This window comes from Bacillus sp. V3-13, assembly GCF_002860165.1.
Lineage (GTDB): Bacteria > Bacillota > Bacilli > Bacillales > Cytobacillaceae > Bacillus_BJ.
The window spans coordinates 1-13,077 of sequence record NZ_PGUZ01000031.1 but is presented as its reverse complement, the minus strand read 5'-3'; the positions used below and the strand labels follow the sequence as shown (position 1 = coordinate 13,077).

General features: G+C 42.1%; 12 protein-coding genes. 10 read left to right on the top strand and 2 right to left on the bottom strand.

Going from position 1 to position 13,077, the window contains the following annotated elements; all coding sequences use genetic code 11:
• Positions 1 to 4: 4 nt before the first annotated feature.
• From CU633_RS12355 to CU633_RS12325, 7 genes are all read left to right on the top strand, one after another.
• On the top strand, positions 5 to 793 hold the full coding sequence (locus CU633_RS12355; protein ID WP_101660898.1) for a 2-keto-4-pentenoate hydratase: 789 nt from the start codon (positions 5 to 7) through the stop codon (positions 791 to 793).
• A complete protein-coding gene (locus CU633_RS12350; protein ID WP_257958718.1) occupies positions 794 to 1,000 on the top strand; it encodes a 4-oxalocrotonate tautomerase in 207 nt (68 codons plus the stop codon).
• A 126-nt stretch (positions 1,001 to 1,126) separates the two neighbouring features.
• Complete coding sequence (locus CU633_RS12345) at positions 1,127 to 1,975, top strand: extradiol ring-cleavage dioxygenase (protein ID WP_101660896.1); 849 nt, start codon at positions 1,127 to 1,129, stop codon at positions 1,973 to 1,975.
• Complete coding sequence (pobA, locus tag CU633_RS12340) at positions 1,975 to 3,183, top strand: 4-hydroxybenzoate 3-monooxygenase (protein WP_101660974.1); 1,209 nt, start codon at positions 1,975 to 1,977, stop codon at positions 3,181 to 3,183. Before CU633_RS12345 ends, pobA begins: the two co-directional genes overlap by 1 nt.
• A 326-nt stretch (positions 3,184 to 3,509) precedes the next feature.
• On the top strand, positions 3,510 to 4,874 hold the full coding sequence (locus tag CU633_RS12335; RefSeq protein ID WP_180954952.1) for an MFS transporter: 1,365 nt from the start codon (positions 3,510 to 3,512) through the stop codon (positions 4,872 to 4,874).
• 108 nt (positions 4,875 to 4,982) lie between these two features.
• Positions 4,983 to 6,335: an aromatic ring-hydroxylating oxygenase subunit alpha gene (locus CU633_RS12330; protein WP_101660894.1), complete on the top strand. Its 1,353-nt coding sequence runs from the start codon at positions 4,983 to 4,985 to the stop codon at positions 6,333 to 6,335.
• Positions 6,332 to 6,856, top strand: a complete 525-nt coding sequence (locus tag CU633_RS12325; RefSeq protein WP_101660893.1) for a 3-phenylpropionate/cinnamic acid dioxygenase subunit beta — start codon at positions 6,332 to 6,334, stop codon at positions 6,854 to 6,856. Before CU633_RS12330 ends, CU633_RS12325 begins: the two co-directional genes overlap by 4 nt.
• Positions 6,857 to 6,922: 66 nt before the next feature.
• On the opposite strand, the gene CU633_RS12320 is transcribed toward CU633_RS12325, so the two are convergent.
• Positions 6,923 to 7,243: a hypothetical protein gene (locus tag CU633_RS12320; protein WP_101660892.1), complete on the bottom strand. Its 321-nt coding sequence runs from the start codon at positions 7,241 to 7,243 to the stop codon at positions 6,923 to 6,925.
• A 286-nt stretch (positions 7,244 to 7,529) separates the two neighbouring features.
• On the opposite strand from CU633_RS12320, the gene CU633_RS12315 reads away from it, so the two are divergent.
• Positions 7,530 to 8,291 (top strand): hypothetical protein, encoded by a 762-nt coding sequence (locus CU633_RS12315; protein WP_101660891.1) that lies wholly within the window; start codon positions 7,530 to 7,532, stop codon positions 8,289 to 8,291.
• Between the two features lie 532 nt (positions 8,292 to 8,823).
• Here CU633_RS12315 and CU633_RS12310 read toward each other — a convergent pair.
• Positions 8,824 to 10,515 (bottom strand): sigma 54-interacting transcriptional regulator, encoded by a 1,692-nt coding sequence (locus CU633_RS12310; RefSeq protein WP_257958697.1) that lies wholly within the window; start codon positions 10,513 to 10,515, stop codon positions 8,824 to 8,826.
• 210 nt (positions 10,516 to 10,725) lie between these two features.
• Here CU633_RS12310 and CU633_RS12305 point away from each other — a divergent pair, with 210 nt between their 5' ends.
• Together CU633_RS12305 and ahlS are read left to right on the top strand one after the other, a co-directional pair.
• Complete coding sequence (locus CU633_RS12305) at positions 10,726 to 12,150, top strand: aldehyde dehydrogenase family protein (protein WP_180954956.1); 1,425 nt, start codon at positions 10,726 to 10,728, stop codon at positions 12,148 to 12,150.
• A 14-nt stretch (positions 12,151 to 12,164) separates the two neighbouring features.
• Positions 12,165 to 13,013 (top strand): AhlS family quorum-quenching N-acyl homoserine lactonase, encoded by an 849-nt coding sequence (ahlS, locus tag CU633_RS12300; RefSeq protein ID WP_101660889.1) that lies wholly within the window; start codon positions 12,165 to 12,167, stop codon positions 13,011 to 13,013.
• Positions 13,014 to 13,077: the final 64 nt, after the last annotated feature.

The window sequence follows — 13,077 nt, the reverse complement described above, 5'->3', positions numbered from 1 at the left end:
AAGAATGGTCAATGCGGAATACAAGGATATAGCCACATATTTAGAGGCAGCCGAAACAGGCAAACGCGAGGTTGAAAAGGTAACCGCGCGATTAAAGCCTGATCTCACTGTGGAGGAAGGCTATCTCGTCCAGCAGGAGCTCGTCAAAATAAAGTTAGAACAGGGAAGACGAATCATCGGTCCGAAAATGGGCTTAACAAGCGAAGCGAAAATGAAGCAAATGAATGTCAACGAGCCGATCTATGGCTATGTATTTGATTACATGCTGATCGATAACGGCGGAAAAGTTCGTTTGAATGAGCTCATACACCCCAAAGTTGAAGCGGAAATTGCTTTTATCATCGGTGAAGATATTGAAGGTCCGGGCGTAACAGGGGCCGATGTGCTCGCCAAAACGGATTACGTCATACCAGCCCTGGAAATTATCGATAGCCGCTATGAAAATTTTAATTTCACTTTGCCTGATGTCATCGCCGACAATGCCTCTACCTCGCGGGTCGTATTCGGTACATCGCCGAAGAAACCCGGCCAGTTCAAACTGGATTTAGTGGGTGCCGTTCTATCAATCAATGGCGAAATAAAAGAGTTGGGAGCTGGTGCCGCAGTCCTCGGCCATCCTGCTGAATCGATTGCAATGCTTGCAAACATGCTGTCCCGAAAAGGAGAAAAAGTGCGTAAAGGCGATGTGATCTTATCCGGTGCCATCACTGGCGCCGTAATGCTGAAAAACGGGGATGTTGTCAGCGGGAAATTTGATGGACTGGGGGAAGTTTCTTTTACCGTAACTGAATAGATAAAGAGGAGGAAGAATTGGATGCCGATTATCAATATTCAAATCCAGGAAGGGAGACCCAGGGAGAAAATCGCTGAAATCATTCAGAATGTGACAAACACAGTTTCCGAAACACTGGATGCCCCAAAAGAAAATATAAGAGTATTAGTGACCGAAATTCCAAAAACGCACTGGGGAAAAGCCGGAAAACCAATGTCAGAGCAATAACTGTTAAAGGTTGTTACTATATCAAGATTGCTGATTATGCCAACTGTGAAAAAAGTAGCATCATCTTTTTTGTTGATTTTTGTAAGCGTTTGCTTCCATCGATATTTATTTAAACGGGAGGTTATTATGACGATTGAGTTAAGCATGCTGGTGCCCCATGTTCCTAGTATTTGTCACGAAGACCAGGTTCCAGAATTTCAAAAGGATATGGTTTCCGCCATGAAAGATGTTTCTAAAGAAATTTACAGGTTGAAGCCGGATGCAATTGTGCTTGTTTCTTGCCACTGGCCATCGACTTTCTTCCATTATGTTGACTGCACACCGGAGCATAAAGGTATTTTAACCGCAATCGAAGCACCGGACCTGATCAAGGATGTTCCTTATCATTACCCAGGTGATCCAGACTTGGCAGAGGAATTGGTCACAGCCGGCCAGGCTGCCGGGCTTCAAGTGCAGGGAGTGAATGATCCATATTATTTTTGGGACTACGGCAGTGTCGTGCCGTTGCGCTACCTAGTTCCAAATGAGGACATTCCCGTTATCAATTTATCGGTGACATTAGCTGCGAGTCTTGAGGAAACGTATAAATGGGGGCAAGTGATTGCCAAGGTTTTACGGGAGAGCGATAAAAAGGTCGTTTTCGTTTCAAGCGGGGCATTATCGCATAATTTAGTACGCGGGAGACATAACAAGCCGACCGTGGCCGAACATGCGCTTGATAAACAGTTTATTGATTTCGTCATGAAAAAAGATTATCAATCCGCGTACCACATGCTTCCAGAATACGCAAGGATGGCCAAAGTGGAATCAGGAGGGCGCCATCTCGCCATGCTGTTCAGCATGATTAATGAAGACTGCGAACCGCTCTATTTAGCTGACGGGCAATCGTCGGGGAGTTGGAATGCGTTGATCACTTTTGCCAAAAGCGCACTTGTGACAATAGAATCCCAGGAAGAGAGCGTATTTGCCAAATGATGAAGACACAGGTTGGAATCATCGGTGCCGGCCCAGCCGGTCTTCTGCTTTCACATCTTTTATATCTACAGGGCATTGACTCGATTGTCCTGGAACATCGATCTCGTGAAGATATCGAAGGTACGATCCGTGCAGGAGTACTGGAACAGGGAACTATGGATGTCTTAAAAGCAGCGGGTGTTGGTGAACGAATGGCGAGGGAAGGACATGTCCATAAAGGAATTGAATTGCAGTTTAATGGGAAAAGGCATCGGATTGACATGTTTGGGCTGACTGGTGGGAAAAGCATTACCGTCTACGCTCAACATGAAGTAATCAAGGATTTGATTGATGCACGAATCAAGGCAGGCGGAAAAATCTTTTTCAATGTTAGTAATGTCAGCCTTCATGAAATCGATACTCCGTCTCCAAAGATCCGTTTTATCATGGAAGGGGAACCATACGAAATCGAAAGTGATTTTATTGCTGGATGCGACGGTTTTCACGGTCCGAGCCGGCGAGCCATTCCGGAAAGTGTACGGAGCGAAAAACAAAAGGTTTACCCATTCGGTTGGCTCGGCATTCTCGCCAAAGCTCCTCCGGCCAACCCAGAATTAATCTATACAAATCACGAACGTGGCTTTGCCTTGCTGAGTACTCGTTCACCGGAAATACAGCGTCATTACCTTCAGGTGGATGCAAAAGACGAAATCTCGAAATGGTCGGATGACCGAATTTGGACAGAATTGCATGCCAGGGTCGATACGGACGATTGGAAATTGGCAGATGGTCCAATTTTTCAAAAGAACATAGTTGCAATGAGGAGTTTCGTCTGTGAAACGATGCAATACGGTCGATTGTTCCTGGCCGGGGATGCAGCCCATATTGTTCCGCCAACCGGGGCGAAAGGCCTCAATCTTGCTGTCGCAGACATTCTCGTAATGGCACGTGGGTTGAGTGAATTTTTCCATGAGGGAAAAGAAGAGATTCTTGGCCGCTATTCAGAAATCTGCCTGGCGAGAGTTTGGAAGGCACAGCGCTTTTCGTCGTGGATGACAACCACTTTGCACCGGAATTTTGATCATAACCCATTCGAATACGGCATCCAGCTGGCAGAACTGGAGTATGTAACCTCTTCCTCTGCGGCAGCCACCTCACTCGCAGAAAACTATGTGGGTTTGCCATTTGAAATGCCATTTATGCCATTGCAGACTGGGGCGATTATATAATTCTTTACTGCATCCTAAAGCGCAGCATTCGCTTTGCAGGGATGCATTTTTTTATTGCAGGAAAGTGATTATAAAGATCAAACGCTGCTCCTTTAGTTAATTTTAAAAAATTTAAAAAATTTTTAATTGTTGCATATAGTGGAACGCTACGATTGTTGGGTTTCTATAAAGCTATTATTATCATATTAAGAATCAAAAAGAATTCCACTCTGCAGAGGGAAGGTGATCTTGTAAAGATTATTTTTTAAGAGTTTTATGAATGCGCTTACAAATATGGAAGTCTCTATGTCTTAGTTGTTTGAATAAAAATGGAATGGAGTGATACTATGCGTACCATAAACCCTTCGGAAGTTGTTGCAGCCAGTAAATTTAACCGCTTTCATTTACTTGTCTATCTCTGGTGTTTTTATGCCATCATGTTTGATGGTTTCGACATTGCCATGTACGGAGTTAGCCTGCCATGGTTGATGGAAGAATGGAGCCTTACGCCCGTTCAGGCTGGGGCTGTGGGCAGCTATTCTCTAGTCGGTATGATGATAGGTGCATTTGTATTTGGTCCGCTCGCGGATAAAGTAGGAAAGAAAAGAGTATTGGCGATTTGTATGGTTCTTTTCAGTGTTTTTACATTGGGATCAGGTCTTGCCCCGAACCCCACATTTTTTACCGTCATGCGGTTTATTGCCGCACTTGGCATGGGCGGGTTAATGCCAATGGTCATCTCTCTAATGACTGAGTATTCTCCTAAAAGAAACAGAGCGTTAATTGTTGCTACTATGTATTGCGGTTATTCGGTCGGAGGAATTCTTGCGAACCTTACCGGCATGTATCTGGTTCCAGAAACAGACTGGCGGCTAATTTACTGGATTGGAATCATACCATTTCTAACATTGCCGTTCTATTTCAAAGTTTTCCCAGAATCTCTGTCTTATAAAGTTGGAAAGAACCAAACTAAGGAGCTTGCTTCGGTACTGAATCGGATCGACCCAGCTGGAAATTATAAAGAAAGTGATTCTTTCCAGTATTCCAGTGGCCAGAAAGCTTTCAAAGGATCGACTGTCAAAAAACTGTTTGAAAACAAGCGTACGGCAAGTACCTTCGCTATTTGGCTGGCTGTTTTCAGTTGTCTTCTGATGGTCTATGGATTAAATACCTGGCTTCCTAAAATTATGCAGCAATCCGGGTATGGCCTGACCTCAAGTTTATCTTTTAACCTCGTGCTGTGCTTCGGGCAGGTGCTGGGTTCCTTAGTGGGAGGCTACCTGGCTGAAAAGATTGGTCATAAAAAAGTTCTGATCAGTCTATATGCTTTAGGTGCCATATGTTTTGTTTCATTGAGTTTAACTTCTAATTTATTCCTTCTATATATATTGATCATGATCGGTGGAGCATGTACGGTAGGTAATATGAACCTGACAAATCCATATATAGCGGAATACTACCCACCGGAAGCACGTGCAACTGGAATGGGCTGGGCATTGGGTTTTGGAAGGATTGGGGCAATTTTGGCTCCGACTCTTATTGCTTTTATCCTGGCTGCAGGGATTGCTCCACAGAATGCTTTCATTGCTTTTGCGATTCCAAGCATTGTCGGAGCCGTAGCCCTCTTATTGGTTAAAGAGAAGTATGGCAGCTTCGATAAGCTTCAGGAAGATCGTGCCGACATTACGATAAAGACCCCTGTTAATGTTTAGTGTTTGAGTAAAAATGCTTGGCACCTTCTGTACTTGACGTAGTAAGTTAGACTCGCTCACATCTATGGAAGGAGTTAAGCGTTTTACAGGAGAAGGAGGCATTGTCAGATGATCAGAAAGACATTGGATGAAAAAGCATTTCATATTTTAAAAGATAAAATGAAGGAAGGGTTATTGCCCCAATGGGTGTTGACTGACCCGGATATTTATCAGCTGGAAATGGAAAAAATATATGGACACACCTGGCAGTTTTTAGGACATGAAACAGAACTGAAAGAGCCGGGGAGTTACGTGACCAGGTGGATGGTAAATGATCCAGTCTTACTCGTAAAGAACCGGAATGGTGAAATAAAGGCATACTTAAATTCTTGTACACATCGTGGAACGCAATTATGCACAGCAGACCGGGGAAATAAAAAAACCTTTACATGTCCCTATCATGGCTGGAGCTATAATCTTGAAGGGGAACTTATCGGAATTGTCGCAGGTAATAAAGTATACGGTGAACAAATGGATAAATCAGAATGGGGACTTCGCAAGATTCCGCAGGTTGGAATCTACCAGGGAATGATTTTTGGAAATTTAGATCCAAATGCGGAACCTTTGGAAGAGTATTTAGGGGACATGAAATGGTATCTGGATTTAATGCTGGGCAGAAGCGACGGTGGCATGGAAGTAAGAGGGCTTCCACAGCGCTGGGTTGCAAAAGCAAACTGGAAAGCAACCGCCGAAAACTTTGCTGCCGATCCATATCACGTACAGACTACCCATCGCTCAACCGTTGAAATGGGGATAAGTCCTGAAGATCCTCTTTATGCCGGCTATGGTCATCAGGTTGTTATGGAAAATGGCCATGGCATTAATGTCATTACTTCGAAAACGGGTAAAGCCAGAGTTCCGTTCCAGAGCACTCCAGAATCGATGTGGCCGATGTTTGAGAAAAATTTAACTCCAGAACAGCTCGATATTCAGTCAAGAGTAACGGTGTTTGTTGGGGGCGTCTATCCAAATCTTTCATTTGTCAGTCCGATCCATGGAACCGAAGGAGATTTACACAACTACCTGAATTTTAGAATGTGGAGACCGCTGGCACCTGACCGGGTAGAAGTGTGGTGCTGGTTCTTGATTGATAAAGCGGCTCCCGAGGAATATAAAGAAGCCGCATATAAAGGATATTTAGGATCATTTGGTCCATCCGGGACATTGGAGCAAGATGATACAGAAACATGGGCGCGCATTGTTGAAGTAAGCAAAGGTTTAATGATGCGCGATAAAGAATTGAATTATAACAGTGTAAGCAACTATTTAATGGGCTTCAATCGGGTTGAACCAGATCCGAATTTCCCCGGGCCGGGCATAGCCTATCCAACCACCTATATTGACGCATTATCAAGAAGCATGCACGAACAATGGCTTAAACTCATCTCCAAAGATCTTTTTGTATTGGAGGAAAGCAAATGAGCCCGGAACTACAGGACAAAATAAACTATCAATTACACTATGAAATCAGCAATTTTCTTTATCAAGAGGCCTACTTTTTAGATAATCGGAAATATAAAGAGTGGCTGGAATTGTTGGCAGATGATCTACAATACCGAATGCCTTTACGTGAAACAGTGGAAGGTGTCGGAGTACCAGATATTGCAACGGATATCTCATTTTTTGAAGAAACGAAAACATCTTTGACGACAAGGGTCAATCGTTTATATACAAAATCGGCCTGGGTTGAAAATCCGGCGACAAGACAACGACATTTCATTACCAATGTTATGATCGAAAGCACAGCTAACCCTGATGAATTCAAAGTGAGAAGTTATTTCCTTTTCCAGCGCAGCAGAGGCTCAACTCTTGACATTGAGCAGATGTTTGGAGAAAGACATGACATAATCCGAAAAGTGGATAACCAGTGGAAAATCGCTGCAAGAACCATCTATCCTGATCAATCCGTAATTACGACAATGAATATGAGTATGTTTTTATAATTGTTAATGTTTTAGGTGCCTGTCCCCCGTTTTATGCTTTAAAGCGGCGGGGGTCAGGCCCTTTTTTTAGTACATTTTTCCGTTAAGAAATGGAAGAATGACCACCACTATAGAGCTAGCAAAGATAAACCAGAAAGTAAAAGATGATAGACGCTCTTTTATCAAAGTGCTTTGTTGCTGATTATTTCGCAACTTTGCCCAAATTAATGTGTAGATGCTAAAGAGAATAAAAGAAAAACCAAACCAAACAATTCCAACATTGCCTTCAAAGCGGACACCATTTAACTCATAAATTGGTTTTAATATATATCGAGTTAAAATAAAGCCTAAACAAAGAAAAAGAAAAATTTCGATTAAAGAAATCAGATAGAGTTTAAATATTTTCATTAACATCACCTCTAATATAGAAAAGTGTTATGCCATAAATGAAAATAACAATAGTAAAAAAATAACGATTTTTTATATATTAACAAATTTCATTTGCCAGCTCAATATGCCTACCGAATTAACTTGATCCTTTTAGACATTTCACTGCCAAAATGAAATTAGAATAATTTTCAAAAATTTCTATTCTTCCTTCTAATTTGGAAAAAAAGGTAAACAAATGACATATTATATGAGATAAATAAATAGAATCATAGTTGATTCAATAAATTAATAATGGAGGAAAAAGATGATTTTTAAAAAGAACAAAATAAGTTGGTTAGTAGTGTTTAGTATTTTGGTTTTATTTCTATCATCTGTGTTCCCACTTTCAACTGCCGCCTCAAGCCACCACGATCCTTCACCATTGAGTTCACCTAAAAGTTATATCAATTATCTAAAAAATTACTCCATTGAAGATGCATATGAATCTGGAATAACAGACAACACAATTGCTAAGGAGGCAGTTGCTAATGCAAGTAATGTACTCAAAGATTATAAAAAGTTATCCAAAAAAAACCAGGAAAAATTTCTTCATATATTAAGTGATCCAACCACTGTCCAAGCTATGTACAGTGGTAATTTGGAACAGCTTGATGAAGCAACTAAACAAGATGTTGCTTGGACTAAAGTACAAACTGACGAAGCCTCAGAAGATGGTCTTATAAGCGTTGCAGCACTATCACGCACGGTGTCAGGAACCGGTACTTTATGGGTACTGGGTGTTCGTGTTACTGAATATAAAATTGTAGGTACGTACGAATATAATAGTTATGGGGTTACAAGGGCAGTGCGCACTCAAGCTTATGTTACACGTAACTGGAATCCTACAGTGGTCACTGATTTGACAAATAAAGACCATGATGTGAGAAACGGTAAATATTATGGTGATGCAGTTTTTTATTATAAAATGGGATTAGGTTCAGTAGGAATTATTCAGTTAGGAAATGTTTTCATAGGCATAGTGGGTAACAAAAATGGAAAAGAGTCAGGCTATTTCTATACTAGATAGGAAGTATGCACAATGAAGAAATTGTTAATTTTCTTGTTAGCGTTAGGCAGTATTTTTATAGTTTTCTGGATTTTTGGGATTATAGCATTTAATTCTGCAAAATAGAAACATAGCCACCCAGACCTATTAATGGATGGGTGGTTCTTCAATTTAGAAAAACACAAAGTAGAGGCCCACCTAAAAACTCCATCTGTTATGTGGATAATGCAAAGCATCTTCTGTGTCTTAACAAAATTCATTTTTTGTATAACAGGCTTTATTATCACAGTTTATTTAACAGTGAGGGTCAGGCCCTTTTTATAGTTTCTCCTTTATGGCAAGGTAAATAGCATAGAAAGAAAGTCCAACCAATACGACTGAAATACCTCTTTTTAAAATCAAATGGTCTTCAAATAGGTTTCCAAAGGCGTCTAATAACACGAAAATCGACAGTATAGTTAAAATAACTAATAATGCTTTATTCTTCACTTCATATCACTTCCTATTTTCTATTAAGCTCTAATTTATTAAATCCAGCTGATATGCACAACGTTCAATAACAGTTCCATTTCTTTATCTTTTTGACTAGTGTTGAATGATCAATGCCGAGCTCTGCGGCCGCTTTTCTTAAAGAAGGATGCTTCTTTATCGTGTCATAGACGATTCGCTGTTCGTAATTTTCGACTTTTTGTTTTAGTGTTAATGGCTTTTCCAAATCTGCCTGGCTAAACACATGCACGGGCAGATGATGAGGCTCAATGAGATTTGCCGGAACGGACACAATCATATTTTCCATTAGATTTCGGAGTTCTCTTACATTGCCAGGCCAATGATAGGATTGAAGTATTGTTTTGGCCTCATCAGACAAGCGCTTTTCAATACGGAACTGTTGGCAAAAATACGAAAAATAATGTTCGACCAGCACAAGAATATCGTCCTGCCGTTCGACAAGAGGAGGAATATGAATTTCAACAACCTGCAATCGATAATACAGATCTTCGCGAAATTCCCCCTTTTTAATAAGCTTCTTTAAGTCATTATTGGTGGCGGAAATAATCCGGATATCAAGTTTTTTTGGTGTTGTTCCACCAAGTCTTAAAATTTGTTTTTCCTGTATGACTCTCAGCAGCTTGACCTGGATCGCCAGCGGCATTTCACCAATTTCATCAAACATGATAGTACCGCCATTGGCAAGTTCAAGCAGGCCAATCTTTCCGTCGTTATGTGCCCCGGTAAATGCCCCTTTTTCATAGCCGAATAGCTCCGATTCCAACAGCTGCTCAGGAATCGCACCGCAATTCACCTTAATGAAAGGTTCGTTTTTACGGTTGCTGTAATGATGGATCAAATTAGCGAATACTTCTTTTCCGCCCCCTGAAGGCCCCGACAAAAGAATGCTGGTAGGATATGGCGCCACCTGTTTCACCTTATCATGTACCTCTTTCATTCTCTCACTTTGGAAGACGACGTGTTGATCGGAGTCATGTATTTTTACGGAAAAACGATGATCATGAAATTGTGAAAAGGTTTTGGCTCTTAATAATTCATGCTTCATATCGTTTAGTTGCGTGATATCCCTGACGCTTGTAACAACTAAATCAATTTCACCAGACTCATTCAAAACAGGATTGCCGGTGACAATGACATCTTTTTTGCCGCCGATTTTTTGGATGATGGAGATTTTCTCTTTCTTTTCGAGAACGAGCAGGGACACAGACTGATCGATATAGCCGTTCAACATTAACTTTTTCATATGTTTCCCGATCAGGTCTTTACGGTCAAATCCGGTCATATCCTCGTAAGCTTTATTGACATATATCGTAATGCCTTCACTGTCAACGACATAAATGCCATCGGTCGAGAACTCCAAAACCGCTTCCCACTGTTTCAACAAATTCCGGTATTGTTCAATTTCGGATATATCCTGAATGACACTTATTCCGCCAATGAGGTCGCCGCCTTCATATAAAGGAGTTCGATTGACGATGCATTGCTTCCCGTTAATGACGATCTTTTCACCAATAAAGCTGTCGCCTGTTTTTAAAACTTTCATTATTTTTTGATTCGGAACAAGTTTTTCAATGCTTTGGCCTTCCCAACTTTGAGTCCCGACTTGAAACAAAGCTCTCGCTGACGAATTCATAAACCGGATGGTCCCGTGATAATCAACGACGAGGACACTATTATGCATCGAAGAAAGAATGTTTTCCCACGGAACCGAATGAAGCAGGCTTTGCGTTTCCAATTCAACACCCCTCTGGTGAATTTTTTCAGAAAACAGTGAATATTATCACCACTTTAATTCTAGAAGACAATCAATGATCCCTTTATTTTTGGTGAATTTTTTCAACGGTCAGTGATGGACAAGCCCTTTGTTTTCAGTAATGATCGTGTTGGCATGATTATTGCATTCATAAATGATGACAAACATTGGGGAGGAGATAACTTGAATGCGATGACAAAAGGGTTGTTTATTAATGGAGAATCGATCGTAAAGGATCGTACATATCCGCTTTATTCTCCATATAGCGGTGTTTTGCTTGCAAATATAAGCAAGGCTGATGCTGCTGATGTAAACACTGCCATTGAAGGAGCACATGAAGTTTTTCAGCAAATGAAGGAGATGCCGGCCCATCAAAGATCTGCCATTATCTATCGCGCCGTTGAATTGATGCGGGAGCGCAAAGAGGAACTGGCAAAAATCATCGCTCAGGAAGCCGGTAAACCAATCAAAACAGCACGCGGGGAAATTGACAGGACAATCGTTACGTACCAGTTCGCGGCTGAAGAATCGAAGCGGATTTACGGTGAGACCATTCCGATGGACGCTGCACCGGGTGGCGAAAACCGGCTTGGGGTGACATGGAGGGAACCGCTCGGAGTTGTAGCCGCAATCACACCTTTTAACTTCCCGTTCAACCTTGTAGCCCACAAGCTCGGGCCGGCATTTGCAGCCGGGAATACAGTCGTTTTAAAGCCTGCCAATCAAACGCCTTTAAGCGCTTTGAAAATTGCCGAAATTTTCGATGAAGCCGGCCTTCCAAAAGGTGCGCTTCAGATCGTTACCGGAAGCGGTGCCGAGATTGGCGATTCTCTTATCACGGATGATCGGGTGAAAAAGGTGACGTTTACCGGAAGCGCGGAGGTTGGAAAAAACATTAAAGCGAAAGCGGGATTAAAAAAAGTAACATTGGAGCTTGGTTCCAATTCGGCGGTCATTGTCCAGCCAAATGTGCCACTTGAACGGGTCATCCCCCGGTGTGTCGAGGGTGCATTTGTTTATTCAGGACAGGTTTGTATTTCGCTGCAACGGATTTATGTTCATGAAGACATTTATGAAGAGTTTTGTAAGCGTTTTATCGAAGAGTCGAAAAATTTAAAAGTCGGCGATCCTTTAGATGAGAATACAAATATTAGCGCGATGATCCATGGTAAGGAAATTGACCGGATTGAAACATGGGTCAAGGAGGCTGAAGAAGGCGGTGCGAAAATCGCCCTGGGAGGAGGCAGACAAAATACGGTTTTTGAGCCAACAATCTTACTCGATGTCCATGGAAAAATGAAAGTTTCCTGTAAAGAGGTTTTTGCGCCAGTTGTGTCGATCACGCCGTATAAAGATTTTGATGAGGCGATTGGCTTTGTTAATGATTCAGTCTATGGTCTCAATATTGGAGTCTATTCCACAAATATCGATGAAGCTTTTTATGCAGCAAGAAAGATAGAGTCAGGAGCTGTGATCATTAATGATATTCCGACGTTCAGGGTTGACCATATGCCATATGGCGGTGTGAAAGAAAGCGGTTATGGGCGAGAGGGAATTAAGTATGCTGTTGAGGAAATGACGGAATTAAAATTTATTACTATTAAAACTTTTTTATAAGGGGGAATCTGTGAATGTGCAACACTATTAAACAACATCCAAAGCTGTATGTGATGGATAATGGAAGAATGCAAATGGATAAGAACTGGATGATTGCGATGCACAATCCGGCAACGCTCAAAAAGCCCAATGCGCAAACCGAATTTGTCGAGTTTCCTATTTACACAGTGCTTATCGACCATCCTGCCGGAAAAATCCTGTTCGACACTGCCTGCAATCCGGAATCGATGGGGCCGAGAGGACGATGGGGCGAGGCGACCCAGCAGACTTTTCCGTGGACGGCCAGTGAGGAATGTTACCTGCACAACCGGCTCGAGCAATTGCGTGTCAGGCCGGAAGACATTAAGTTCGTAGTTGCGTCCCACCTCCATCTGGACCATGCCGGTTGCCTTGAAATGTTCACGAATGCCACGATTATCGTTCATGAGGATGAATTGAACGGAACTCTCCAATCGTATGCACGCAATCAAAAAGAGGGTGCCTATATTTGGGCAGATATTGATGCGTGGATCAAGAACAACTTGCAATGGCGGACCGTAAAAAGGGACGAGGATAATCTCGTTTTGGCAGATGGAGTTAAGGTTCTGAATTTTGGAAGCGGGCATGCATGGGGAATGATTGGGCTCCACGTGCAGCTGCCGGAAATGGGCGGAATCATTCTCGCATCGGACGCCATTTACACAGCCGAAAGCTATGGACCACCAATCAAGCCGCCGGGGATCATTTATGACTCGCTTGGTTATGCAAAGACCGTGGAAAAGATTCGCAGGATTGCATCGGAAACCAATTCAAAGGTGTGGTTCGGGCACGACTCTGAACAGTTCAGGAACTTCCGCAAATCAACAGAAGGCTATTACGAATAAGTGGTAGTGTAAAAAGTTCTATGAAAACTCGGCTTTGAGGGTTCCGTTCTGCCACAAAACAGAT